25 protein-coding genes are annotated in these 25,729 nt (G+C 62.3%); 13 read left to right on the forward strand and 12 right to left on the reverse strand.

The window, feature by feature from the left end; genetic code table 11:
* The first annotated feature begins 100 nt into the window (after positions 1-100).
* The 8 genes from D0Z70_RS03510 to D0Z70_RS03545 all read left to right on the forward strand — a co-directional run bounded on the left by D0Z70_RS03510 (position 101) and on the right by D0Z70_RS03545 (position 6,578).
* On the forward strand, positions 101-1,819 hold the full coding sequence (locus tag D0Z70_RS03510; RefSeq protein ID WP_119744106.1) for a type I secretion system permease/ATPase: 1,719 nt from the start codon (positions 101-103) through the stop codon (positions 1,817-1,819).
* Positions 1,816-3,174 (forward strand): HlyD family type I secretion periplasmic adaptor subunit, encoded by a 1,359-nt coding sequence (locus D0Z70_RS03515; RefSeq protein WP_119743991.1) that lies wholly within the window; start codon positions 1,816-1,818, stop codon positions 3,172-3,174. The genes D0Z70_RS03510 and D0Z70_RS03515 overlap by 4 nt, the downstream gene beginning before the upstream one ends.
* A 351-nt stretch (positions 3,175-3,525) precedes the next feature.
* Positions 3,526-4,278, forward strand: coding sequence for a TonB-dependent receptor plug domain-containing protein (locus D0Z70_RS03520; protein ID WP_119743992.1), 753 nt, complete (start codon positions 3,526-3,528; stop codon positions 4,276-4,278).
* Between the two features lie 89 nt (positions 4,279-4,367).
* Entirely contained in the window at positions 4,368-5,150 is a 783-nt protein-coding gene (locus D0Z70_RS03525; RefSeq protein ID WP_220475618.1) for a glutathione S-transferase family protein, read from the forward strand.
* A 269-nt stretch (positions 5,151-5,419) separates the two neighbouring features.
* Complete coding sequence (locus tag D0Z70_RS03530) at positions 5,420-5,635, forward strand: cold-shock protein (RefSeq protein WP_006948571.1); 216 nt, start codon at positions 5,420-5,422, stop codon at positions 5,633-5,635.
* Positions 5,636-5,712: 77 nt separating this feature from the next.
* Entirely contained in the window at positions 5,713-5,925 is a 213-nt protein-coding gene (locus tag D0Z70_RS03535; RefSeq protein ID WP_006948573.1) for a hypothetical protein, read from the forward strand.
* A 96-nt stretch (positions 5,926-6,021) separates the two neighbouring features.
* Positions 6,022-6,219: a hypothetical protein gene (locus D0Z70_RS03540; protein WP_119743993.1), complete on the forward strand. Its 198-nt coding sequence runs from the start codon at positions 6,022-6,024 to the stop codon at positions 6,217-6,219.
* Entirely contained in the window at positions 6,219-6,578 is a 360-nt protein-coding gene (locus D0Z70_RS03545) for a glycine zipper 2TM domain-containing protein (RefSeq protein ID WP_119743994.1), read from the forward strand. The genes D0Z70_RS03540 and D0Z70_RS03545 overlap by 1 nt, the downstream gene beginning before the upstream one ends.
* Before the next feature lie 56 nt (positions 6,579-6,634).
* On the opposite strand, the gene D0Z70_RS03550 is transcribed toward D0Z70_RS03545, so the two are convergent.
* The 4 genes from D0Z70_RS03550 to D0Z70_RS03565 form a co-directional block, all read right to left on the reverse strand.
* Positions 6,635-7,564, reverse strand: a complete 930-nt coding sequence (locus tag D0Z70_RS03550; RefSeq protein ID WP_119743995.1) for an electron transfer flavoprotein subunit alpha/FixB family protein — start codon at positions 7,562-7,564, stop codon at positions 6,635-6,637.
* On the reverse strand, positions 7,561-8,310 hold the full coding sequence (locus D0Z70_RS03555; protein ID WP_006948583.1) for an electron transfer flavoprotein subunit beta/FixA family protein: 750 nt from the start codon (positions 8,308-8,310) through the stop codon (positions 7,561-7,563). The genes D0Z70_RS03550 and D0Z70_RS03555 overlap by 4 nt, the downstream gene beginning before the upstream one ends.
* A gap of 96 nt (positions 8,311-8,406) precedes the next feature.
* Positions 8,407-9,606, reverse strand: a complete 1,200-nt coding sequence (gene sucC / locus D0Z70_RS03560) for an ADP-forming succinate--CoA ligase subunit beta (RefSeq protein ID WP_119743996.1) — start codon at positions 9,604-9,606, stop codon at positions 8,407-8,409.
* Between the two features lie 146 nt (positions 9,607-9,752).
* On the reverse strand, positions 9,753-10,076 hold the full coding sequence (locus D0Z70_RS03565) for a hypothetical protein (RefSeq protein ID WP_119743997.1): 324 nt from the start codon (positions 10,074-10,076) through the stop codon (positions 9,753-9,755).
* Between the two features lie 75 nt (positions 10,077-10,151).
* Between D0Z70_RS03565 and D0Z70_RS03570 the strand changes: the two genes are divergently transcribed.
* Positions 10,152-10,550: a low affinity iron permease family protein gene (locus D0Z70_RS03570; protein ID WP_119743998.1), complete on the forward strand. Its 399-nt coding sequence runs from the start codon at positions 10,152-10,154 to the stop codon at positions 10,548-10,550.
* Between the two features lie 12 nt (positions 10,551-10,562).
* Here D0Z70_RS03570 and D0Z70_RS24540 read toward each other — a convergent pair whose 3' ends face one another.
* Positions 10,563-10,742 (reverse strand): hypothetical protein, encoded by a 180-nt coding sequence (locus tag D0Z70_RS24540; RefSeq protein WP_147418732.1) that lies wholly within the window; start codon positions 10,740-10,742, stop codon positions 10,563-10,565.
* Between the two features lie 118 nt (positions 10,743-10,860).
* Entirely contained in the window at positions 10,861-12,057 is a 1,197-nt protein-coding gene (gene nhaA, locus D0Z70_RS03575; protein ID WP_119743999.1) for a Na+/H+ antiporter NhaA, read from the reverse strand.
* A 122-nt stretch (positions 12,058-12,179) separates the two neighbouring features.
* On the opposite strand from nhaA, the gene D0Z70_RS03580 reads away from it, so the two are divergent.
* Genes D0Z70_RS03580 through D0Z70_RS03595 form a run of 4 tightly spaced genes read left to right on the forward strand, consistent with a single transcriptional unit; the run spans position 12,180 to position 16,364 of the window.
* Complete coding sequence (locus tag D0Z70_RS03580) at positions 12,180-13,568, forward strand: glycosyl transferase family protein (RefSeq protein ID WP_119744108.1); 1,389 nt, start codon at positions 12,180-12,182, stop codon at positions 13,566-13,568.
* Positions 13,565-14,632, forward strand: coding sequence for a hypothetical protein (locus D0Z70_RS03585; RefSeq protein WP_119744000.1), 1,068 nt, complete (start codon positions 13,565-13,567; stop codon positions 14,630-14,632). Before D0Z70_RS03580 ends, D0Z70_RS03585 begins: the two co-directional genes overlap by 4 nt.
* A 59-nt stretch (positions 14,633-14,691) precedes the next feature.
* Complete coding sequence (locus D0Z70_RS03590; protein WP_119744001.1) at positions 14,692-15,606, forward strand: sulfite exporter TauE/SafE family protein; 915 nt, start codon at positions 14,692-14,694, stop codon at positions 15,604-15,606.
* Entirely contained in the window at positions 15,606-16,364 is a 759-nt protein-coding gene (locus D0Z70_RS03595; RefSeq protein ID WP_119744002.1) for a TIGR02186 family protein, read from the forward strand. The genes D0Z70_RS03590 and D0Z70_RS03595 overlap by 1 nt, the downstream gene beginning before the upstream one ends.
* A 4-nt stretch (positions 16,365-16,368) precedes the next feature.
* Here D0Z70_RS03595 and D0Z70_RS03600 read toward each other — a convergent pair whose 3' ends face one another.
* The 6 genes from D0Z70_RS03600 to D0Z70_RS03625 form a co-directional block, all read right to left on the reverse strand.
* On the reverse strand, positions 16,369-19,695 hold the full coding sequence (locus D0Z70_RS03600; RefSeq protein ID WP_119744003.1) for a glycosyl hydrolase: 3,327 nt from the start codon (positions 19,693-19,695) through the stop codon (positions 16,369-16,371).
* 16 nt (positions 19,696-19,711) lie between these two features.
* Positions 19,712-20,641 carry an alpha/beta hydrolase gene (locus tag D0Z70_RS03605; RefSeq protein WP_119744004.1) on the reverse strand — a complete coding sequence of 310 codons (930 nt, stop codon included), beginning with the start codon at positions 20,639-20,641 and terminating at the stop codon, positions 19,712-19,714.
* Positions 20,638-21,066: a hypothetical protein gene (locus tag D0Z70_RS03610; RefSeq protein ID WP_119744005.1), complete on the reverse strand. Its 429-nt coding sequence runs from the start codon at positions 21,064-21,066 to the stop codon at positions 20,638-20,640. The genes D0Z70_RS03605 and D0Z70_RS03610 overlap by 4 nt, the downstream gene beginning before the upstream one ends.
* Positions 21,067-22,383, reverse strand: a complete 1,317-nt coding sequence (locus tag D0Z70_RS03615) for a family 1 glycosylhydrolase (protein WP_119744006.1) — start codon at positions 22,381-22,383, stop codon at positions 21,067-21,069.
* Between the two features lie 16 nt (positions 22,384-22,399).
* Positions 22,400-23,233 (reverse strand): alpha/beta hydrolase, encoded by an 834-nt coding sequence (locus tag D0Z70_RS03620; RefSeq protein WP_239018796.1) that lies wholly within the window; start codon positions 23,231-23,233, stop codon positions 22,400-22,402.
* Between the two features lie 124 nt (positions 23,234-23,357).
* Positions 23,358-25,712 carry a TonB-dependent receptor gene (locus D0Z70_RS03625; protein ID WP_119744008.1) on the reverse strand — a complete coding sequence of 785 codons (2,355 nt, stop codon included), beginning with the start codon at positions 25,710-25,712 and terminating at the stop codon, positions 23,358-23,360.
* Between the last annotated feature and the right edge of the window lie 17 nt (positions 25,713-25,729).

The raw sequence follows: 25,729 nt of genomic DNA on the forward strand, positions 1-25,729 counted from the left end.
CGACCGATCGTTCTGCGCGTTGCCACGCTCTCTCTCGCTCAAGGAATCAGGACCGGATTGCCATTCCGCGAATGATATAGCCGCCATGCAATATAGTCCGATGCCTATTGATAAGATCATATGGAAAAAGACCAGGGTATATTTCGTAGCGGTCGGGCTGTTTAGCGCGCTGGTCAACCTCCTATATGTCGCTCCCACGCTGTACATGTTGCAGATTTACGACCGTGTAGTTCCAACTCGAGGATTGCAGACGCTTTTATTCCTGACGCTGGCCTTGCTTTTTGCGCTCGCTACGCTTGCATTGCTTGATCGTGTACGCAGCCGCCTGCTGGTGCGGGCTGGCGTGAAGCTCGACCTGCTGATAGCACCCATTTTGCTGGATGCGACCTTTGGCCGGCCCGATTTTCCAGGCGCGCGTCAGGCGCTTAGGGATTTCGATGCACTGCGCGCGACCTTGAGCGGGCCGGCGACGATCGCGTTGTTCGACGCGCCCTGGATACCCATTTATGTGATTACCTGCTTTCTCGTGCATCCCTGGATTGGTGCGCTGGCGATCATGGGATGCATTCTCCTCCCGCTCACGGCGTTCGCGACCGAGCGAGCGACCCGCGGGAAGCTGGAGCAGGCACAATGGGCAGCGAATAGCTCATATGCTGGCCAGGAAAGCATGTTGGGTGCGGCCGATACCATCAGGGCGCTTGGGATGCGTCGGGCGCTGGTCGCTCGGCAACTGGGTCAGCGCGAAGCGATGATCGCCACGCAAACGGAAGCTGCGCTATCCGCTGGCCGCTTCCTCACGATCAGCAAGTTCATCAGGCTTGCGTTGCAATCGCTGGCTCTGGGCCTTGGTGCCTTGTTGGCGGTGGATAATCTTATCTCGGCAGGCGCGATTTTTGCCGCGTCCTTCCTGATTGCGCGTGCCTTGCAGCCTATCGAGCAGTTGACCGCCACATGGAGAGCACTCATTCAGGCGCGCCAGCAATATGGCAGTATCCGGGCTTTACTGGCCACCGCTCCCGGCACAGCCGTAAAGACGGCACTGCCTGCGCCTGTCGGCGCAATCGCCGTCGACGCCCTGACGATCATGAATGAGGAACGAAGCGGCGCGGTGCTCCAGAATATCTCGTTCGCCATCGCCCCTGGCGAGGTCATAGCGATCGTCGGTCCGAGCGGTGCGGGCAAATCGACGCTGGCGCGCGTTATCGCGGGCGCGCTCTTGCCTGATCGCGGTACGGTACGTTTTGATGGTGCCGATGCGCAGGATTGGGATCCCGACCGTCTCGCACAGCATATCGGCTATCTTCCCCAGGATTCCACCTTGCTGGCAGGATCAATCAGCGAAAATATCGCGCGCTTCGCCACGCAATTCAGTGATGACAAGGTTGCGCTGGATAGGGCTGTCGTCGCGGCCGCTATGAAAGTGGGTGCCGATGCCCTGATCCGACGCTTCTCCAATGGGTATGACCATCAGCTCAAATTGGGTGGCAGCGGCCTGTCAGCCGGTCAGGCCCAGCGCATAGCACTTGCGCGTGCCGTCTTCGGCAATCCCGCCATCCTCATCCTGGATGAGCCCAACGCCCATCTGGATAGCGAAGGAGACGCAGCGCTGATTGCCACACTCGGCGCATCAAAAGCGGAGCGGAAAACAATATTTATCATCTCGCACAAACCGGGCATCCTGCCGGTCGTCGATAAGATATTGGTCATGAGGGATGGTCGGATGGAGATGTTCGGTCCCCGCGACGAAGTCCTTGCCAAGATAGCGCCGCCCCGGATGCACCGTGTTTCGGCTGCATCCGTGGCGAAGGGTGCCTCATGACACAGCAGATCGCTCCGCCTGCCACGCCTATGGACGTGAATCTGCCTGCCATCGCAGATCCGAACAGGGACATCAAATGGGGGCTGACGGTAGCGGCGATCTTCTTCGTGGGGTTTCTGGGCTGGGCGGCGTTCGCACGGCTGGATGCGGCAGCCTATGCCACAGGTAGTTTGATCGTTTCCGGTCAGCGCCAGTCTGTCCAGCATCGCGACGGCGGCGTGATCGGCAGCATCCATGTCAAAGAGGGGCAGCGGGTAGAGCGTGGTCGCCTCCTCATCAGCCTGGCAGCGGCGGAAGTGCAGGCACAGGAACGGGCGCTAACATCGCAGACCATAAGGCTGTTGGCGCAACGGGCGCGACTGGAAGCCGAACTGATGAATCTTTCGCGCATTAACCCGCCGCGGGAATTTGCCTGGTTGAAGGCGGACGACAAGGCGGAGGCTGCACTGGCCATGAAGCTGCAACAGTCAGAATTGATCGCGCGCGCATCGGTTTTGCGGGCGCAACGCGATGCACTGCTCCAGAGGGTCGCTCAATCCGGACAGCAAGGCCAGGGATATAAGGAGCAAGCCGTTTCAGCCCGCGAGCAGCTACGACTGATCGACGAGCAAATCGCAGCCTTGAAACCGGTCGCCGCAAAAGGCTTCGTTTCCGAAACCCGCATACGCGAGATGGAACGCATACGTGCGTTGCTCCAGGGGCAGCGCGGCCAATATGCCGCAAGCGTAGCGCAAGCCCAGGGGGCGGCGCGCGAGAATGAAATCCAGGTGCTGGAGGCTGAAAGCAGTTTTCGCGAGCGAACCGGGTCGGAACTGCGCGATGTCGAATTGCGATTGGGAGACGTCCTCCCCAAATGGCGCGCTGCGCGCGATCAGCTCGCCCGTACCGAGATCCGCGCGCCTGCAACGGGCGCTATCGTCGGTATGACGGTGTTCACCCCCGGTGGTGTAATCTCCCCAGGGCAAAAGTTGATGGATATAGTTCCGGAAAGGCAACCTCTGCGGGTTCAAATCCGGCTTTCGCCCGATGATTCCGACGACCTTTCCATAGGACAAGAATTGTTGGTCAAATTTTCGGGACTGCATGAACGAACACTGCCCCACCTCAAGGGTCAACTCACCCGCCTGTCGGCTGACAGCTTCACCGAAGAAAGCACCGGGCAAAGCTATTTCACCGGCGAAGCGGAGATTCCATCAAGCCAGTTGCAGATTATCCAGAAGGTGCGTGGCCCAGCGTTCGCACTGCGGGCGGGTATGCCCGTACAAATCCTCATCCCTCTTCGTAAGCGGACCGCTCTTGATTACATGCTCGAACCATTAATTGGTAGTTTCTGGTCGTCTTTCAGGGAACATTGACCGTTGATTTGCCCGTCTCGACGCACAGTAGACTGTATATGCCGTCGAGCAGCTAGAGCATCGTGCGGAAAAGTGGGAACCGGTTTTCCGCCTAAAACGATGCAACCACAAATACTTAGAACGCGCGACCTGCGTCTGATTTAATGCAGCGCGCTCTAAATCGGTGACAACCCCTACAGGCACTCCGCAATCATGGGGTTGGCGGGCGATCGAGTATCGCCACGCGGGCCTGAGCGCCTGAGCCACCTACTACTAGTTAGAGTTCGCAACGGTCAGAAATCCGTCGATCTTCATCCCCACAAGACAATATTCTGCGCCCGGGGAGGCGGATGAATTTCGGGGGAGGGTCTGATGATGAATGTTGGAAGCCGTCCTGCAATTTTGACTGCGCTCATTACGACGCATCTGGCAGGCTTCGCCACGCCGACACTGGCGCAGGAAACGCCGGAAGCAAACGGCGAGCTGAGCCTGGCCGACATCATTGTCAGCGCGCGACGCCGTAACGAAACCATCCAGCAAACCCCCATTGCCATGACCGCGCTGGCGCCGTCGGCGCTTGAGGCCAAGGCGACGATGAACATCGGTGATTTGCTGGGGGCAGCACCGAACGTGCTGATCACCGCGCAGAGTACGGGCGCGGGCACCGCCAATACCTCGATCCGCGGCCTCGCCTTCGCCGATGTTGAAAAATCCTTCGATCCGACCATCGCAATCGTCGTTGATGGCGTGTTCATCGGTACAGGCACGGGACAGTTTCTCGACTTTTTTGATACTGAATCGATTGAGGTCCTGCGCGGTCCGCAAGGCACGTTGTTCGGTCGCAACACGATCGGCGGCGTCATCAACATTCAGCGCACGCGACCGACCGGCAGGGGTTGCTGGACGCCAGCGCCTCGCTCAGCTTTGACGTCAATGGCAACAAGGCGAAAGTTACCGTGTTCGGCCGCAACCTTGCCAATGATCGCGGTACTACGTCGGCCTTCACGGTCGCCGGCCTCTGGTCCTTTGCCACGGCGCGCGAACCGAGAGTCTATGGCGTCAAGTTCGGCTACGAATTTTGATGCGACGACCGGTGCCGACGCGCCTGCAAACCCGACTTCTTAACGGAAGCGGGGTTTGCCAACATGCGTTCCGACGGATCAGTCAACGGGAGTGTTGATACGCCATCCAGATTGCCCAAGAGTTTGGATCGAATGGAAAGTGAACAGGGAGTGCATGGTGTGATCAAGCTGTATGGCTGCGGCAGCCCCAACGTCCGCAAAGTGGTGATCATGCTGGAGGAACTAGGGCTGGATTACGAAACCAGCTTTGTCGGGGTTATGAACGGGGCGCAGTTCCAGCCCTCATTTTTGGCGCTCAATCCGCTTGGACGAGTGCCGGTCCTTGTCGATCCTGACGGCCCGGCAGGTGAACCAATCTTTGAAAGCGGCGCAATCCTTATCTATTTGGCGGAGGCCTATGGTCGGCAAGACCTGCTGCCTGCGGCCGGTCGCGAGCGCTATGCGGTCATGAAATGGCTCATGCTTCAGATGGCCAATATTGGCCCCATCTTCGGCCAGCATAATCATTTCATTATCACACCGGAACACGCCAGCAGCTATGCGGGCCGACGCTATCGCGAACAGGCTACCCGCCTGTATCGCTTCCTGGATCAGCGATTGGCCGAAGTGCCTTGGCTGGCCGGCGGCGATTATTCAATTGCGGATATCGCGACCTATCCCTGGGCGCTCTATGTCGAACGGCACGGCCTGAAATGGGACGACCTGCCCAACCTCAGGACGTGGCGCGACCGAATCGAGGCTCGCCCCGCTCTTGGCCCGGTCGATGCCACCATGCAGCGCTTTGTTGCGGACGATATGAAAGATGTCAGCAATGCAACGCCTGAGAGTTTCAATCGCTTCTTCTGGCGTGAAGGCGATGAAGGCCCCGAAGTCGACCTGACTCCCATGATTGCAGAGCACATCAAATCCCGCTGAAGCCTCTCATCTCACTGCTGATGCGCTCGCCCCCAATTCGGCCTTGTCCGTGATGCTGACGCACACCCGGCCGGGCAAATTGCGCTGCCCTGGGGGGCATGGCCCGTCATGCGATTTGCTATTTGCCACTGCCTGCCCTACATAGGCGTGGCTACAGTCGCAAATCGACGGTTTTCGGCGCTTTGCGGCACCTACTTCCTTCTTTCCCTGCCCCTTAGCAACCCGGCGCGTCCACACGGGGTTCGCCGCACAGAAAGAAGGAATACCACATGAGCAGCATCACTGGCGTCGTCAAATTCTTCAACGCCGACAAGGGCTATGGCTTCATCGCCCCCGACAATGGCGGTGCAGACGCATTCGTTCACATCAGCGCCGTCGAGCGCGCTGGCCTGGCTACCCTGCGTGAAAAGGACCGCGTGTCCTATGATCTGGAGCAGGACAAGCGCGGCAAGATGGCTGCGGTGAACATCGCCCACGCTGAATAATTCAGACGGCCCGGATCGGGCGCGGGGGTCATCCTTCGCGCCCGGACCTTTCATCCTTTGATTTTGAGGAGAGCCTCATGGCCGTTACCGACTATCATAGCCTCGCCGCGCAAGCCCGCACCGACGCCGACGCCGCGACGCTGGCCAATGTCCGCGACCGCTGCCTCCGCGCCGAAGCCGCCTGGCTCGCCATGGCCCAACGCCAGGATCTGACCGACACGGCCCGCGCCCGCCGCGAAAATGCCGCTGCCGACGCCCGCGCCGAACGGCTGGCCGACGCCGCCGAATAATATCCCCGCTCTCTTTGTTGTCCGCTCTGCCGGAACCCCTGGCGTCGCCGCCCGTTGATTGGCCGACATCTTGGACACCAACAAAGGAGCCACCCCATGATCCGCACCCTGATTTTCGGCGCCATCGCCGGTTATGTCGGCAAGAAGCTGTATGACGACGGCAAGCTGGACCAGTTCCGCGACGATCTCGTCGCCCGCTATAACCAGGCCAAGGCCGACCTGTCGGACCAGCGCGCCGCCGACACCAAAATCACGACCCCGGTAAGCCACACAGCCACGCCGCTGGTGTCCTGATGCGCAAGCCCCTCCTGGCCGTTGCCCTGGTCGCCATGCTTCCGCTGGGAGCCTGCGTTTCCGACGGTGGCGGCAACCGTGGTTATGGCTACGACCGCCCCAGTGATCGTCGCGGGCCACCTCGTTACGAACGACGACCGATCCGCGACGACGAGCAAATCTACCGCGACCGCGACGGCCGTTATTATTGCAAGCGTGACGACGGCACGACCGGCACGATCGTCGGCGCGATTGCTGGCGGCGTGCTCGGCAATATCATCGCTCCGGGTGGCTCGAAAACCCTCGGCACGATCCTGGGCGGCGGTGCCGGCGCACTGGCTGGCCGGGCAATCGACCGGAACGACGTCAACTGCGAATGACGCAAAAAAGGGCGCGGGATTTTCATCCCGCGCCCTTTTTTCTGCGTGACGCTGGATTAAAGCTTGCCGGTCAGTTCCGGCACGACCTTGAACAGATCGCCAACCAGGCCGATGTCGGCCACCTGGAAGATCGGCGCGTCCTCATCCTTATTGATCGCGATGATCGTCTTGCTGTCCTTCATGCCAGCCAGATGCTGGATCGCGCCGGAAATGCCGACCGCCACATAGACTTCGGGTGCCACGATCTTGCCAGTCTGCCCGACCTGATAGTCGTTCGGCACATAGCCTGCATCGACAGCCGCACGGCTTGCGCCCACAGCTGCACCCAGCTTGTCGGCCAGCGGGAAGATCACTTCCTCGAACGTCGGCCCGTCCTTGAGGGCGCGGCCACCCGACACGATGATCTTGGCACTGGTCAGTTCCGGCCGCTCCAATTTGGCGATTTCGGCACCGACAAAGGACGACAGTCCCTTGTCGCCGGTCGAGGCCACGGCTTCCACCGTCCCCGAACCGCCATCGCGTTCAGCCTTTTCGAACGCCGTACCGCGAACGGTAATGACCTTCTTGGCGTCCTTGCTCTTGACCGTCGCGATCGCGTTACCGGCATAGATGGGGCGCGTGAACGTATCTTCGCTCTCGACCGACAGGATGTCGCTGATCTGCATCACGTCGAGCAGAGCGGCGACACGCGGGGCGATATTCTTGCCGTTGCTGGTGGCGGGCGCGATGAAGGCGTCATGATGCCCCATCAGTTCCACGATCAGCGGCGCGACATTTTCGGCCAGTGCATGACCAAAGGCCGCGTCGTCAGCGACATGGACCTTGCCCACGCCCGCAATCTTAGCCGCCGCATCGGCAACGGCGCTGACGCCTTCACCAACGACCAGCAAATGGACTTCACCCAGCTTGGCAGCAGCGGTGACGGCAGAGAGGGTGGCGTCCTTGACGGCCCCGCCCTCATGTTCAACCCAGACGAGCGTTTTCATGCGGCAACTCCCATGGCCTTGAGCTTGGCAACCAGTTCATCGACATCGGCGACTTTGACGCCAGCGGTGCGCTTGGGCGGTTCGACGACCTTGAGCGTCTCCAGCCGGGCGCTGATGTCGACGCCATAATCGGCAGGCGTTTTCTGCGCGAGCGGCTTGCTCTTCGCCTTCATGATGTTGGGCAGCGAAGCGTAGCGCGGCTCGTTGAGGCGCAGGTCAGTGGTGATGATCGCGGGGGTGGACAGCTTGACCGTTTCCAGCCCGCCATCGACTTCGCGGGTCACCGACACGCTGTCGCCCTCAACCTCGACCTTCGATGCGAAGGTACCCTGTGGCAGGTTCAGCAGCGCCGCCAGCATCTGGCCGGTCTGGTTGCTGTCATCGTCAATTGCCTGCTTGCCCAGGATGATCAGGCCAGCGCCTTCCTCTTCCTGCACCTTGGCGAGCAGCTTGGCCACGCCCAGCGGCTCGACTTCCTCATCGGTCTGGATCAGGATCGCCCGGTCAGCGCCCATCGCCAGCGACGTGCGCAGCGTTTCCTGCGCCTTGGCGACGCCGATCGACACGGCGATCACCTCGGTCGCGACGCCCTTTTCCTTCAGGCGGATGGCTTCCTCGATCGCGATCTCGTCAAACGGGTTCATGCTCATCTTGACGTTCGCCAGATCAACGCCCGTTCCATCCGCCTTCACGCGCGGTTTTACGTTATAATCGATCACCCGCTTCACGGGGACAAGGATCTTCATTTCAACATCCTCCACTATAAATGCCAACACGGGCGCGGGCAGCCCGTAACCGGACTACCCGCACCCTTTTGGTGTCAGTTCAGATGAAAAGCGGCCTCAGGCTGCCTTCCTCACTTCCGCCACGATCTTGCGCGCCGCATCACCCAGATCGTCCGCAGGGACGATGGCCAGGCCCGAAGCCGCGAGAATATCCTTGCCCTGCTGGACATTGGTGCCTTCCAGGCGAACCACCAGCGGAACCGACAGGTTCACTTCCTTGGCCGCTGCAACGATACCATCGGCGATGATGTCGCACTTCATGATGCCGCCGAAGATGTTGACCAGGATGCCCTTGACCGCCGGGTCCTGCAAAATAATCTTGAACGCCGCCGTCACCTTCTCGGTCGTGGCGCCGCCGCCTACGTCCAGGAAGTTGGCGGGGAATTCGCCGTTCAGCTTGATGATGTCCATCGTCGCCATGGCCAGGCCCGCGCCGTTGACCATGCAACCAATGTTGCCGTCCAGCTTGATGTAGGCGAGGTCGTACTTGGACGCTTCGACTTCGGCCGCATCTTCCTCGGTCAGGTCGCGCAGTTCCGCGATATCCTTGTGACGGAACATGGCATTGCCGTCGAAACCGACCTTGGCATCCAGCACCAGCAAATTACCCTGCTTGGTCAGCGCCAGCGGATTGACTTCGATCTGCTCGGCATCGGTGTCGAGGAACGCGGCATAAAGCGACGAAGCAACCTTGGACGCCTGCTTGGCCAGATCACCGGTCAGGCCCAGCGCAGCGGCCACCGAACGGCCATGATGCGGCATGAAGCCGGTCGCGGGATCGACCGAGAAGCTGTGGATCTTTTCAGGGGTCGAATGGGCGACTTCCTCAATATCCATGCCGCCTTCGGTCGACACGACGAACGCAACTTCGCTACTGCCACGATCGACCAGCAGGGCGAGGTAGAATTCCTTGTCGATGTCCGCGCCGTCAGTGATGTACAGGCGGTTGACCTGCTTGCCCGCGTCGCCGGTCTGGATCGTCACCAGCGTGTTGCCCAGCATGTCGGTGGAGTGGGCCTTGACCTCGTCCAGGTTGAAGGCGAGGCGGACGCCGCCCTTGGCTTCGGCAGGCAGTTCCTTGAACTTGCCCTTGCCACGGCCACCGGCGTGGATCTGCGACTTCACGACATAAAGCGGTCCAGGCAGCTTCTTGGCTGCCTCGACAGCTTCCTCGACCGAGAAAGCGGCATAACCAGCGGCGATCGGCGCGCCATATTTCGCGAGCAGTTCTTTCGCCTGATATTCATGAATATTCATGGAGCGTGCCGTCCTTTTCCGTCGAACCGTGATGGCGACGGCTAAAGCACAGACGGGATTGCAGGGCCAGTATGATTTCGCAAAACGACTTTGCAAAATTGCAAAACCTTTGCGGAGTGCTGGCCCGGATTGTTGCAAAATAGGGGTTAAAAAGCGCAGCCGATCGCTGCCTTGCTGGTGACCAGGAAAATCTCCGGATCCTCCAGCGCGCGCACCTTGTAGAGGAAGCGATCGACGCTCATCTCGCCCATGTGAGACTTGCGGAGCGAGGCCAGCGACTGGAGTCGCCGCAACTGCATCAGGCTGAGCCGATCGACCATGCGTTCGGCCATGCAGCCTGCCATTCGGGGCGACAGTCCGGCTTCCAGCAATCCCGTGCGCAGACGCGATTCGGGGGAGACGGTGGCGCAGGAGGCCAGCAGCGATGCGCCTAGAGCGCAGGCGACGACACGGAAAGCGATGGCTGTCATGAACGCTTCATGGCAACACATGCCTGAACGCAGCATAAATGCGCCGCACCGCGGTGCGCAGAGGATGGCAGCATCATGGACAAATTTTTCGCGGCCCTGTCACACCGGGTCGCCAGTTGGGCAGGCCAGCCGCTGGCCTTCATATTGGCAAGTTCCGTCGTGCTGGTCTGGATCACCACCGGGCCGCTCTTCGATTATTCCGATACCTGGCAGCTGGTCATCAATACCGGCACCACCATCGTCACGTTCCTGATGGTGTTCCTGATCCAGAATGCGCAAAATCGCGACGGATCAGCGATCCAGGCCAAGCTGGACGAGTTGATCCGCGCCGTGGACAATGCCCGCAACGACTTTATCGGCATCGAACATCTGACCGAAGATGAATTGCAGCGGATCAAGGCGGTGCTGGAAAAAGAATGTGGCGATGACGCCGCCCATCATCGGGCGATCGAGCGGTTGCTGGAGCGCCGCTGACGCCCGCCTCCCCTAATGGGCGCGGACAATCAGCCTCTCATTTTCCTGCCGATAGGCATCGATCTGCTCGATATAGCGCTGCGCCAGACTCTCATAGGCACTGCGCCCTTCCCGCGATGGGCTAGCCTGCGCCTTGATCAGCGACATCTGCTGGCGATGCAGCAGATAATTGACGTCCGTCTCCATACTCATATTCGCCCTCTCCTGGTATTTTTCCTGGAAGATTGGTCGATTATTGGCTGCACCGTACAATGTGCGGAAAAGCAGCAAGCGAGGGTATAGCATAAAAATATCGGCTTGGCGAACCCGCCTAACGCGGCGACGGCGCGATCCAGCGCAAGAGGGCATAGCCCGCCACAGCCGAAACCAGCGAGCCCATCAAAATCCCGCCCTTTGCTTCCTCGACCAGCAACGCCGATCCGGGGAAGGCGAGCGCGCCGATGAACAGGCTCATGGTGAAACCGATACCGCACAGCATCGCCATGCCGTAAACCTGCGCCCAGTTCGCGCCGACCGGTCGTTCCGCCACGCCCAGCCGCGCAGCAACCCAGACACTCCCAAAGATGCCGATCTGCTTGCCCAGAAACAGGCCCAACGCCACCCCCAAGGGCAAAGGGGCCAGCAGCGCGCCAAACACCTGTGCGTTCAGCGTCAGCCCGGCATTGGCAAAGCCGAACAGCGGCACGATCAGATAGGCACTCCACGGATGCACCCCATGTTCCAGCCGGTGCAGCGGGCTATCGACCGCATCGGGCGCGCCGGGCGTGCAGCGGATAGGGATCGTCATCGCAGCCAGAACGCCCGCGACCGTCGCATGGACGCCAGACAATAGCATTAGATACCAGAGCAGCATGAAGCCGATCAGATAGGGGATCAGTACCTTCACCCCCGCACGGTTCATGCCCATCATCACCGCCAGCACAGCTGCCGCCCCGGCGAGCGCGGGCATATCCAGCCCCTGCGTATAGACCAGCGCAATGATCGCCACCGCGCCCATATCATCGACGATCGCCACAGCCGTCAGGAACAGTTTGAGCGAGGCCGGCGCCCGGTCGCCCAGCAGCGCCAGCACCCCGATCGCAAAGGCGATGTCGGTCGCGGCAGGAATCGCCCAGCCACTGGCGAGTTCCGCCCGCCCACCCGTCACCACCAGATAGACCAGCGCAGGCGCAACCATGCCCGCAACGGCAGCGATGATCGGCAGCCTTCGCCGCTCCCAGGTCGACAGCCCGCCGTCCAGAAACTCGCGCTTGATCTCCAGCCCGACCAGCAGGAAGAAAATCGCCATCAGCCCGTCATTGATCCACAAGTGGACAGTCATCGGTCCCAGCTTCGGGGTCAGGACCGGACCGACCTGCGCATGGATCAGGTCGTGGTAGATATGTCCGCCTCCACCCGGCAGATTGGCCAGCAGCATCGCCAGCGCCGCTGCGATCATGAGCAACACAGCGCTGCCCGCCTGCCCGGCCAGAAATTCGCGCAATACTGACGGACGCGGCTTTGTCATTCTTCGGTTCATCCTGTTTTGTCGCGACCGATTTGCATAAATTACGCAAAAGACTTGGAAGCTGCTGACGCCAATGTCATCCTCTCCACTGTCGAAGCATGGGGGTCAAGGCTTTGGGGGACATGCTGGTCGCGGGCCTTGCGATCCTTCATCATGAAATCCTGCTCTTTGCCGTCGTCGGCCTGGCCATTGGCGGGGTCGACGATTTTCTGATCGACCTGCTATTTCTGGCGCGCAAGGCGTGGCGCGACCTGTTCGTCTATGGCCGCCATGCCCGGATGACGACCGCGACCCTGCCCTCGTCATCGACGCCCGGACGAATCGCCATCTTCGTCCCCGCCTGGCGCGAGGCGGAGGTGATCGGGCCAATGCTGCGTTATGCGCTGGGGCGCTGGGGAGAGGCCAATTATCGGATCTTCGTTGGCACCTATCCCAATGATCCCGCCACGATCGAGGCCATCGCCGCCGTGGCGCAGGGCGAACCCCGCATCCTGCTCGGCATCAACCCGCATCCCGGCCCCACGACCAAGGCGGATTGTCTCAACGTCCTGTGGCGTGCCATGCTGGACGAGGAGCGACGGAACGGATTTCGCTACAAGGCCGTCGTCTTGCATGACGCAGAAGATGTCGTCCATGCCGATGAAATCCGCCTGTTCGACGTGCTGATCGACCGGTTCCAGCTGGTGCAATTGCCCGTGCTGCCGCTGACCGGTCGAGGCACCTGGCTGTCACGCGCCATCGCCAATCATTATTGCGATGAATTTGCAGAAAGCCATGGCAAATATCTGACCGTGCGCGAAGCCCTGGGTGCGTCGGTCCCGTCCGCCGGGGTCGCCTGCGCGTTCGAGCGTGACACGCTGGCAGCACTGGCCGACGATCCAACCCATGGCCCGTTCGACCCGTCATCACTGACCGAGGATTATGAGGCGGGGCTGCGCATTCGCGACAATGGCGGGCGCGGCATATTCGTGCGGATGCGCGACGCGGACGGTGACCTGGTCGCAACCCGCGAATATTTCCCCGACACAATCGATAGTGCCGTCAAGCAGAAGGCGCGCTGGATTGTGGGCATTTCGCTGGCCGGATGGGACCGGATGGGCTGGCGCGGGGGACCAGCCGAATGGTGGATGCGGCTGCGCGACCGGCGCGCCGCCCTGTCCGCCTTAGTCCTGTTCGCTGCCTATGTGGCGCTGCCTTTATGGGGGATGCTCTGGCTGATCGGCCTCTTCCTGCCGATTCCGCCCCGCCCACTCTCGCCGACAATCATAACCCTTTTGTGGATCAACCTGGCCCTGATGAGCTGGCGTGGCCTGATGCGCGCACTGTTCGTGGGACAAGCCTATGGCTGGCGCTACGGGCTGGGTGCCGTGCCGCGCACCCTCATCGCTAATTATATCGCCATCCTCGCGGCCCGTCGCGCCATTTTCCAATATGTCCGGTCATTGCTCGGCCAGCCGCTAAAATGGGATAAGACCAAGCATCGCTTTCCCGACATGCGGTCCGATCCATGATCGCATCCGCCAGTGGCCGCCCGCTCCGTTTCTTCGGCCTGGTGATGGTCGGATGGGTGGCAATGCGCCTGTGGAGCCAGCCGGGACCGCCATTGCCGTTGATAGCGCCTGAAAAATTCGCAGTAATCGCCGCGAAGCGCCTGCCGATGCCTTCGCCAACGGTATCGGAGGACGCCCCCAACAAAGCCAGTCCTTCGCCACACAGGCTATGGGCCACCCCAATGGCGTCCCTCGTGTCCCCCGCCATTCCGGCTGTGACAACCGTCCGCCCCACCCAGGCCCAAGCCGCCATGCCGGTGGACCTGCTCGATTTCATCGCCTTCTCCATGGCCTTCGCCAACCGCCACTATGCGACAGACCCCGACTATAATCGTGGCAGCCCGTCCCCCTCCCCCGCGCCGCTGCTCCTGTCCGCACCGACCCGCCCGGATCGTTGGCATGGCAGCGCATGGATGTTGTGGCGGGACAATGGCACGTCCCCCACCGATGCCGCTATCGGCCGACTGGGCGCGTCGCAAGCCGGGGTGCGCATCGACTATGACCTGACCCCCGCCGCCTCAAGCCGCACCGTCGCCTATGCCCGCACGACCAGCGCGCTTCAGCGCCCCGCAGCGCCCGAAGCCGCGATCGGCCTCGCCATCCAGCCCGTCCGCACTATCCCCGTCAGCCTGGCCGTCGAACGCCGCATCGCGCTGGGCCAGGGCGCGCGTAACGCGACAACGGTCATGGCCGTCGGCGGCTTTGGCCCCACGCCGGTCGGACGCGGGCTGGAGGCGGAAGCCTATGCGCAAGCCGGGGTGGTCGGCTTCAACCGGCGCGACGCCTTTATCGACGGCAAAGTCTCGCTACTCTCGCCAGTCAGCACATCGAAGCTGCGCATCGGCGCAGCTCTTTCCGGCGGCGCGCAGCCCGGCGTCGAGCGGATCGACATCGGCCCGGAAATGCAGGTCCGCCTGCCCCTGCCCAACGTCCCCGCCCGCGTCGCGATCGAATGGCGGGAGCGTGTTGCCGGTCGCGCGGCCCCTGCCTCCGGCCTTGCCATCACCCTGGCCGCAGATTTTTGACGCGCGGGGCATCGCGCCGCTTTCACTCGACACATTTTGCCACTACCCCCGGACAGGCCATGGATCTTTACCTGCCCATCGCCAATCTGTCGGTGAACGCGCTGGTCATTATCGGCCTGGGCGGCGTCGTGGGCCTGCTGTCGGGCATGTTCGGCGTGGGCGGCGGATTTCTGACGACTCCGCTGCTGATCTTCTACGGCATCCCCCCCACCGTCGCCGCCGCATCCGCCGCTTCGCAGGTCACAGGAGCCAGCGTGTCGGGCGTATTCACCCACATATCGCGCGGCACGGTCGATTTTCGCATGGGTGGCGTGCTGATCGCGGGCGGTGTGGTCGGCGCGGGGCTGGGCGTGTTGATCTTCCGCCTGCTGCAATATTGGGGGCAGATCGATACTGTGATCGGCATCCTCTATGTGCTGATGCTGGGCGGTATCGGCCTGCTGATGGCCAAGGAATCGATCCAGGCGCTGATCGCACTCAAGACCGGCAAGCGTGTTCAGGCCCGCAAGCGGCGGCACCACCCGCTCGTCGCCGCGCTGCCGATGCGCTGGCGCTTCTACCGTTCCGGCCTCTATATCTCCCCGCTTGCGCCACTGCTGCTGGGCATGGCGACCGGCATATTGACAATGCTGCTGGGGGTTGGCGGCGGCTTCATCCTTGTCCCCGCCATGCTCTATCTGCTGGGCATGACCACCCAGTCGGTCGTCGGCACATCGCTGTTCCAGATATTGTTCGTCACCATGGCAACGACGATGATGCACGCGATGACGACCAAGGCGGTCGATCTGGTGCTGGCGATGCTGTTGCTGATCGGCAGCGTCACCGGCGCGCAGGTCGGCACGCGGCTGTCGATGACGATCCGGCCCGAATATCTGCGCGTGCTGCTGGCGCTCATCGTCCTGCTCGTCGCCGCGCGCATGGCGCTGGGGCTGGGCTGGCGGCCCGATGAAATTTTCACGATAGAGCTGAGCTGATGCAGCGGCGTGCCCTGTGGCGGCTGGCCCCCGCGCTGCTGCTGGTGGCAGCCAACGCCCCGCAACTGGTGCCGGACGTGTCGCAGCGCGACATTGAAATCCAGTACAGCTTCACCGGCGCGGACCTGCTGCTGTTCGGCGCGATCGTCTATCCCGACGGCGTCCGCCCGGAAAAACCCGCCGACATCGTCGTCGTGCTGAAAGGGCCGGAACAGTCGATCACGATGCGCGAAAAGCAGAAGGTGGCCGGCATCTGGGTCAATGCCGATCGCGCCAGCTTCCGCTCTGCACCCAGCTTCTACGCAATGGCTTCCTCCCGCCCGATAGACCGCATCGTCGATGAACGCACCGCCGCCATCTACGAACTGGGCGTCGACAAGCTGCAACTGTCGCCCTCCTCGCTCAACGAAAGCGCGGAGCTGAGCCGGTTCCAGCAGGGGCTGGTCGACCTGCGTGAACGATCCGGCCTGTTCGTCGAGCGCCCCGGCACCGTCGAGATCAGCGACGGCGTGCTGTACCGCGCCCGCCTGCCGCTATCGGCGCGCGTCATTGTGGGCGATTACACTGCCGAGACATTTCTGGTGCAGGACGGCCGCGTCGTCGCCGCCGCCGTCCGCGACATCACCGTGCGCAAATCGGGCTTTGAACAATTTATGGCGACGGCGGCCGAGCAATGGTCCTTCCTTTACGGCCTGACCGCCATTGCGCTGGCGGTCGGCATGGGCTGGGCCGCGGGCGCGATCGCCCGGCGCATCTGACCCGCTACTCCGCCACCAACGTCACCGGCCCGATCAGCCCGGACGGCCGCAGAGGTGCATCGGGCATATAGGTGGGCGCGGCGGTGAAGGTCACCTTCTGCGCGCCGGGCTGCTGATCTCCGATCAGGCGATTGACCCACAGATTGGCAACCTTGACTTCCAACGCATTAGCGCCGCGCTTGACCAGCTTGCTGATGTCGAGCCGATAAGGGGCCAGCCAGACCGTGCCTGCGGCCTGTCCATTGACGCTGACCTGCGCCAGATCGCCAACCTTGCCGAGGTCAATCCAGAGCGGCGCGCCGGGCTTGACCCCCTTAGGCAGGGTGAAGCGGGTGGTGTAAGTCGCCGTGCCGGAGAAATATTTGATCCCCGTATCGGCGCTGGCCTCCAGCGGCGTAAGGGTCGGCATCTCGACGCCCTGCGGCGCGCCACGCCCCGGCTGGAAGCGGACGCTCCATGGGGTGGCGATACTCCCGACCGTCTTTGCGATCTTCACCGGAACCGTCATCGACGGCACAGCGGCAGGCGAGCGGAACAGGATGAAGAAAGCATCCTCCGCCGCAACGTCAATCGGTATCACCGTCTCGCCACCCTCGGTGCGATAAGAGACAGGCTCTGCCTTGCTATCGGTCGCGCGCCAGATTTCGGGCTGCTTGCCGGTCACGCGAAAGCGCGCCTCGATCGGCCCGGCCCGGTCGGTGCGGTTGTTGACGAAATAAAGATCGCCATCGGTAAGCTTGCGATGGACGAAGCGATAATCTTTGTCCGCCCCGCCCTGCGTCACCCGGAAATCGGGACCGACACCGGCGCTGGCCAGTGCGCCCTCGACATCGCGGCTGGCGATCACGCGGCCCTCGCCGGTCGCGCCGCCACTCCACAACTTGTCGACCAGCGCCTTGAACGCTGTCGCATCATCCTTCAGCCCCGGCGCGCGTTCAGGAGCCATGCCGATCAGCGTCGCCCCGGCATCGACCAGCGCTGCGATCCGCTGGAGCGTGGCCAGCGTCATCACCCGGCTCGTGCCGCCCAGATAGAGCGCCCGGTAACGCGCACCGCTGCCCGCGACCAGTTCCCCGCCATCGACCGTAAATTTCTTCGCCACTATGCCGGCATTGACGAAATCATAGGCATGGCGGGTCGGCAGGTCGGTCGGCACGCCATGTTCGAACAGCGACGTGATCGGCATATCCTCGCCATAGAAATAGGCGACATCGGCGCTGTCGCGGCCCTGCTGGAGCAGGAAGCCTGTGCGTGCCATATAGTCGACCCATGGCTTAGCCATCTCCGCCCAGCTTTCATGCCGGTTGAAATATTGCCCGAATATCATCAGGCTAAGCCCCGGCAGCTTGTCATCGACCGGCTGATGGACCGACGTATGGACGATCGGCCGGTTGACCCCCGACGCAAATTCCAGATCGATCACCCGCTTCAGGTCCGACGGCGCAAAGGCCCAGGGCGAGAAGGCCGACGTCATCGATTCAGCCGACACGATATTCTGGCCATAGATATGCGCGACCGACGCGGCCCCCTTCATGTCGCCGATCAGCGTCGGGCGTGGGGCGCCGCCGCGATTGAAGGTCCACATCGCCGCCATCGGCACATCGGTATGGGACCGCATGGCCAGATCGTCACCCAGCACAGGGCGCGCATTTTCCAGCGCCTCGCCATAGACTGTCAGCCCCTGCTCATGCGCCACTTTCGCCACCGTGCCATAATGGGCGTCGGCCAGCAGGTCGGCCAGCGTCTGGCGATAATCATGCAGGAAGGCATCGCTTTGCGCGGGCGATCCGACGATCGTCCCGGTCAGCGTCGGCAGGAACGGCACCGGATCATAGCCGCGCCGCGCCCTGAATTCCTCGACCATACGCGGCGTCCAGTTGGACGCGCCAACCTCGATACTGTCGGTCAGCAGCGCGCTTATGCCCTTGCTGCCGATCCATTCGGGACCGACTGTGTCGCGATACATGGACAGATAGGTTTCCAGATAGCGGCGCACGGCATCGGCATCATATTTGTCGACCTCCAGCCCCGTCGCTTCCGGGGTTGCGGGATGGTTGGTCTTGCCGGTCAGCGAATAGCCCATGCGGACGATGCGCCACTGGCTTCCCTTGGGCGCGGTCCAGTCGAGTGTGCCATCGGGCGCCAGGCGACTGGTCAGATCGACGACACGGGCCGGATCGACTGCCGGGCCGCTCTGCGCCGCGCCATCGCTCAGCCTGTTATAGTCGGCCAGGATCGCAAAACCCGCCTTGGCCTCAAATTGGTCGATCTTCGCTTCGGCGAACAGCCGCAGGTCGCCGATCGCCAGCGTCGGCTTGGGTGGCTGGGCAAAGACATCAAACTTCATCGCACCGGGCGCGCCATCGCCAAGGCTCGGTGCCTTCACCCCGTCATTGGGTGCCAGCACCAGCCGGAAGCGACGCGCGGTCACGGGCGCAAAGCCGATCGTCGTCGTCGCCTCGGTCAGCGGAAATGCGCCGATGCGTTGCCATGCGCCGTCCTTCTCCACCTCCAGCGCGGGCAGATATTCCGGGTCGCCAAAGGGTGGCCGCGCATGGGGTATGAACAGGCTGGCCGACCGCACTATGACAGGCTTGCCATAGTCCAGCACCAGCGTGCCGGGCCTGGCCGGATCGCCCTTTGCAACTTGCACGACACTGTCCAACTCAGTGTCGGACAAGGGCGCAGCTTCGACGCTCTTGCCATCGCCCTGGCTGATCGTAGGTGTCGGCAGGCTTTGGACCGCGACGGGATAAGCCAGCACCAGCGCGTCCCGATAGAAAGCGGGTTGCTGTGCCACCTCAGCGCCCATAGCCAGCGGATCGACGAATTTCGCGCTCTGGAAGCCCCCGGTCACCGACGGCGGCGATGCCAACGCGCCTTTGACGCGCTGGCCACCGGCCAGCAGCGTTTCGGACCAGACCAGCTTCTTCATCGCGTCCTGCGGCTTCACCCATGGACCTCCGGTCTCGCTCCAGCCGGGCGAGGCCGCGATGGCAAATTCCAGCCCCTTGGCGTCCGCTGTCCTGACCGCATGGCGGAACGCATCCTTCCAGCCATCGATCATATAGACCAGCCGTTCCTTAACTATCTGCGGCGTCTTGAGGCTGGCGTCGAAATTCTGGACCCCGCCAATCCCGATCCGCGCCATCCATTCGAGATCCTTGTCGATCCCGTCCTTGGTCACATTGCCGTTCATCCAGTGCCACCAGACACGCGGTCGCGCCGATTGCGGCGGATTGCGAAAACCGTCGGCCAGATCGTCGGCGCGCAGCGGGGTTGCAAAGGCAGTGCAGGCCAGCAGCGCGGCGAGGCGGAGGGCTTTGGACATGGCTGGATTCCCTGGATTACGGACGCTTGGACAGAAGGCCGCGCGCCTCCATCCAGGCGAAAAATTGCGGCATCAGACCCATGGTCGTGGTGCCGGGCTTGCCCGCGCCAAAGCCATGGTCGCCCCGCTCATAAGCGTGGAGTTCCACCGGACGACCCGCCTTGCGCCAGCCTTCCACAAGGGCGAAACCCTGGCCCTTGAACAGGCCATCGTCCATGGCGATAGCGTTGAACATCGGCGGAGCATCGACAGGCACGGCTACGTCGGTCATCGGCCCATAGATGTAGCCGATAAAGGCGGGCCGCTGCTCACCCTTCCCCTCCAACGTGGCGTTAAGCGTGGTCATCGCGCCTGCCGAAAAGCCGATCATGCCAGTGCGCGCAGGATCAATGCCCCAACTCGCCGCACGACTGCGCACGATTTCCAGCGCTTTAAGAGCATCCAGCGTCGCGCGCGGTTCCTCGATGCTGCGCACAGCACCAGGCTTGGCCGCGGCGGCAAAACGCGCGCCCATGGCACCCAGAAACGCCTTGTCGTCTCGCGGCGTCACGTTCAGCCGATATTTCAGCACCAAGGCTGCAACGCCATGGTCAGCCAGCCAGCGCGCGACATCGCTCCCCTCGCTCGTCATCGACAGCGACATGAAGGCGCCGCCCGGCGCGACGATCACGGCGGCGCCGGTCGCCTTGGCCGGATCGGGCAGATAGGGGGTGATGGTCGGCCGCACGACATTGCGGACCATGATGTTGTCCATCGCATTGGTGCCAATCGTCACCTGCATATGCGACCATTGCTCATCCTGTCCCGCTGCCACCACAGGCTGGTCGGGATAGAGGGCGATCGCCTTGCTCTGGTCGGGCGCGGCGATGCTCTCCATCCGCACATTGGGCTGGGCAAAAGCAGGCGTCGCGACGGCCAGCGTCAAGGTCAGGGGAAGCAATTTCATCGGGTCATCCTCTGCAATGTCAGGCTTGTTATAAGTGCGCCGAGCGACCCGCCATAGGTCAGCTTCATGGCGAGTGCGACGTGCCAGTCGACCGGGGAGAAACCTGCACTGCCAATCAGAAAGGCGATCAGCCCACCCAGCGCAGCCCCAGCCAGCGCAAAGGCGATCGCGCGCAGCACAATCGACCGCAGCCCGATCGCCATGGCAAGACGCTTGCGGACAATCAGGGCCGGAACCAGCGCGCTCATCAGCGATACCGCGATGCTCTGCGGCACGAAGTCGAATGCCAGCGCATCGGGCATAGTCCCGGACAGGGCGCGCCTGCCTAGCCCGAATACGCCAAGGAAAAAGACAAGGCTCAGCGTCGCATTGATCGCAAAGCTGATCCCCGCCTCACGCGGGATCGACAGGACAGGAGCGCGCATTCAGACCGCGTTGCGGCGCGCGATCGCGCCATAGACCGCCGCGCTGGGCTTGGCCGTCCGGGCAAAGGTCAGCGGATCGACGCTGTGCAGGCCGAACTTGACCTTGTAGCCGAAAATCCACTCGAAATTGTCGAGCAGCGACCAGTGGCAATAGCCCTGCACCGGCACGCCGTCATCGATCACCTTCTTAAGGTCAGCGAGCGCTGCCGGGATGAAGCTTTGCCGGATGCTGTCGTCTGTTGTGCCAACGCCATGTTCCGACACCAGAATCGGCACGCCCGTGGCTTCATGGGCATAGCGCACTGCGCCCGCCAGCGAAGGCGCCCACACTTCAGTGCCGCTCCAGTTGACGATTGATCCCTTGGGCGCAGGCAAACGGCCCTTGTCAGTCCACAGCGCGCGCTCGTAATTCTGGACGCCCATGAAATCGTCGGCCTTGGCGACGTCCAGCCATGCGCCATAGAGTTCCTGCCGCATCGCGTCGCGCAGGCTGTTCTTGCCCACCGCCTGATCGTCCATCATCGCCAGCGAAAAGCCGACGGGCAGGTCCGGCCGCACCGCCTTGATCGCAGCCTTGCCCGCCTTGTGCGCGGCAAGCAGCCCCTTTTGCAGCGCAGGCAGATCCTCGACCCCCGCAACATTGGCGGACAGGAATTTCGGCACGCCCAGACGCCTGGCCGCGGTTTCCAGCGTCAGTTTCTGAATGTCCCAAACCTGTGGCGGCAGCATGGGCTTGAGCAGCAACAGGATATTGGGTTCGTTGAAGGTGATGACATTGTGGATGCCAGCGCCCAGCGCGCGCATCGCCCGGTCGCAATAACGCGCGAACAGGTCCGCGCTTTCCGGGTTGGTCCAGCCACCCTGCGCACTGAACCAGCGCGGCGCGGTAAAGTGGCTCATCGTCACCACCGGAGCGAGGCCACGCGCGCGGCAGCCCTCGATCAGCGCCCTGTAATGGTCCAGCATCGCCTGGCTGAACAAGCCCTTCTCCGGCTCGATCCGCGCCCATTCGATGCCGAAACGATAGCAGTTGAGACCCATGGCCTTGACGATGTCGAGGTCAGTTTCCCACAACGCAAAGCTGTTGCAGGCGTCGCGCGAGGGTTCGGCAAATATGGTGGGCTGCTGATTTTCCAGAAACCACAGATCGCTGGCGACATTATTGCCCTCAATCTGGTGCGGCGCAGTCGCCACGCCCCACAAAAAGCCCTTGGGAAAAGCCGGGCTGGCCGCCGCCTTGCGCGCAGCGATCGCGGGTGCGGCCATTGCGCCAGCCGCCGCCATCCCGGCCGCCAGCATCGTCCTGCGGTCCAGCATCACATCATCTCCCTGTTCAATGACTTATGTCGCGCACGAAGGCGCATATCTCGTCGGCCAGCCGCCGGTCGGCGGTGCCCAGATGCATCGGCATCGTGTAATGATTGTGGCCGGTCATGATGACCGCGCGCGGCATCGCGCCGTGACGGGCCAGCCGGTCCTGCATCAGCCCCAGAAACTCAGCCTGAAAGCGCGGCGGATCATATTGCGCACAGGCGACCAGCAGCGGCAATCTGGTGGTCGCAACCGCCTCCATCGGCATCCGCTCTGGATAGAGGGCCGCGTCGCCATAATAGAGCAAATCCCGCTCATCCAACTGCGTGTAGCCATAGAGGCCCGACAGCAGCACCGCGCCGCGAATGTCCGCGTCTCCCGCCAGCTTGAGATAGCCCGCAACATGAACCGCGCCCGCCGATGTGCCAGCCAGCACGATCCGGTCAGGATCGCCGCCATGCTGCGCAACATTCGCCTTGAGCCATGCGACGACCGCCACAACATCCTCCGACCCGGCAGGCCACATATGATCGGGGGCGAGCCGGTAGTTGATGACCACGCCGACAAAGCCCGCCTGCGCCGCCATCCGCCCGACATTGGCATTGGGCCAGGCATCCGCCCCGCCCCCACTCGAACCTTTATCGCCCTTCAGGAAACCCCCGCCATGGACAAGGACCAGCACCGGCACGGGGCCGGTAGCGTCCAGCGGCGCGTAGATATCCAGCCGGTGCCGTTCATGCGGGCCATAGGCAATATCGCCCTGCGTCACTGGCACAGCAGCCTGAAAGGCAGTCTGTTCCGTATCGAACAACGCACGGCATTGCGCCAGGACGTCGGGACCAAGGTCAGTCCCCATGGCAGCAATTGCATGTCTGATGTCGGTGGGTTGCACGCTGCGTCATCCTTCTGCTCAAAACCGCTCGCCCGGCCCGTCATGCGAAGGGGTCGCCGCCCATGCCGGACGACGACCCGCTCATGCTTTAGAAGCGGCCTTCGAGCGATACGCCAAAGGTACGCTCAGCCTCGCGCGTCCGCCAGTTCACATAGCCACCGTCTGAGAAGGGCAAGCCCAGGATCGCCGAGTTGAAGTCGGTGTTGAACAGGTTACGGACGAAGGCGCCAACGCGCCATGCGCCGTCCGCATCGCCCAGACCGACATTGAGGTTCACTACCTCATAAGCAGGCTGCACGGTATTTTTGTCGGCCACCGCATTCTGCGTCTTGCTGCGGAACGAGATGTTCGCCGATGCGTCGAACGTCAACGTATCGGTGATCGGACGCTCCCAGTTGGCACCCATGACGACGCTGATCTTGGGCGAACCGGGCAGGACGTTGCCCGCCGCCTGATAAAGCGGCGTCGCTGCGGTCGAACCGGGCGCGGTACATTGTGTCGCCGCATTGCCCGCCCGCACGATCACGCCGGGACAGGCGGTGATGTAATCGGTGAATTTCGCGTCCGAATAGGTGAGCGACGTGTTGAAGCTGAAGCCCTGGCCCGGACGGACAACCGCCTCGACCTCAAAGCCCTTCACTTCCGCGCCACCAGCATTTTCGGTCAGGAATTCCTGGCCGTCGAACACGGACGTCTGGAGATCCTTATATTTGTCCCAGAAAGCATTGAGGTTCAGCGTCAGGGTGCGGTTCAGGAACTGCATCTTCGCGCCTGCGGTAATGTCGTTCACCGTCTGCGGCGCGACCGAACTGCGGGTGCCGGACAGGCCGGAGAATGTGACCGTCGGGCCGAGATAACCACGGGCATAGGTGGCGTAGAACAGCAGGTCGCGATCAGGTTTATATTCCAGACCCGCACGGCCCGAAATGTCCGTCTTTTTGGCAACGCTAGTCTGAAGCGGGCGCGCCGTGTACGGCAAAGTGCCGGACGGAGTGAAGCCATTGGACGGCATCGGTGGCACGAACGGTGCAAGCGCCGGATCAACATAGGAGAAGTTGCTGGCCTTCACCTTGTCACGCGTCAGACGACCGCCACCGATCAGGCTGAGCGTGTCGGTGATGTGATATTTACCGTCGAAGAACAAAGCTGCGCTGTCTGACGTGGTGCGCGTGACATTGTAGCCGCCGGTGATCGAAATGGTCGGGAATACCGAATAGGGCAACGCCGGGCTGAGCGTGGCGCTTTGGCCGCCGCCAAGGCCGGTCTTTTGCCGCGACAGATACAGACCTGCAATATATTCGAGCGGCTGGCCTGAGGGCGACGTCAGGCGCAGTTCCTGCGAATAGAAGCGCTTGGTTTCGCCCTTCGATTTTGCGGCAAATTTGGAATAGGGCAGGCCGTCGATCGAATAGACGTAGGGGGCTTCGTTGAACTCGCGATAGGCGGTGATAGACGACAGGGTGAAATCGCCCATTTCCAGATCGGCCTGAAGCGACGCGCCGTAATTTTCGACGTCATAAAAGCCCTGACCATTTTCGATCGACACATTGTTGTGCAGGCCCGGCGTAACGCCCAGTGCAGCGAGGTTGACGAAGGGCAGACCGGCAATGCCACCCGGTGCGGTCTGCGCCACCGACAGCTTGTTGAGCGTCCAGGTCTGGCCCGGCCCCTTCTGTTTCTGGCGCGAATAGTCGCCGATCACATAGATGGACAAACCATCGGTCGGCTCGACCAGCAGCTTGGCGCGGGTGCCATAGAAATGCTGGCCACCCCACTCTTCGTTGCGGACTATGTTCTTGATGAAACCATCATAGGCGCGATCGAAAGCATAGATGTTGAGCGCCGCCTTCTCGCCCAGCGGCACGTTCACCGCACCATGAATGTCGCGTTCGTTCAGCGAACCGTAGGAAGCAAAGGCGCTGCCACCAAATTCGCCCAGTTCGGGGCGCTTGGTCGTGATATTGATCACACCCGACGACGCGTTCTTGCCAAACTGGGTGCCCTGCGGACCTTTCAACACTTCGATCCGTTCCAGATCGCCCAGGCTGTTGACCGGGCTGCCGAAGCCGACAACGACGTTATCGACGACCAGGCCGACGGGCGCTTCGGATGCGCTGGTAAAACCGCCCAGCGTGCCGACGCCGCGGACGCGGAAGCCGGCATCGTTGGGCGTCGTGCCGAACTGTACACCGGAGAAAGTGTAGGCGATATTGGTCAGATCCTTGAACCCGGTCGCTGCAAGCTGATCGGCACTGATAGCCGACACGGCCAGAGGCACGTCCTGCAAACGTTCCGAGCGGCGGGTCGCGGTGACGACGATGTCGATGCCGTTGGCGGTTTCCGCCGCCGCCTGCGGCACCACATCCTGCGCCATGGCCGGTGCGGCCAGAGCAAAGACACTCGCGCTGGCAAGCGCCGCGATCGAAATAGTCCGTTTACGCATGGTAACTCCTCCCCTTC

This window comes from Sphingobium terrigena, assembly GCF_003591655.1.
GTDB lineage: Bacteria > Pseudomonadota > Alphaproteobacteria > Sphingomonadales > Sphingomonadaceae > Sphingobium > Sphingobium terrigena.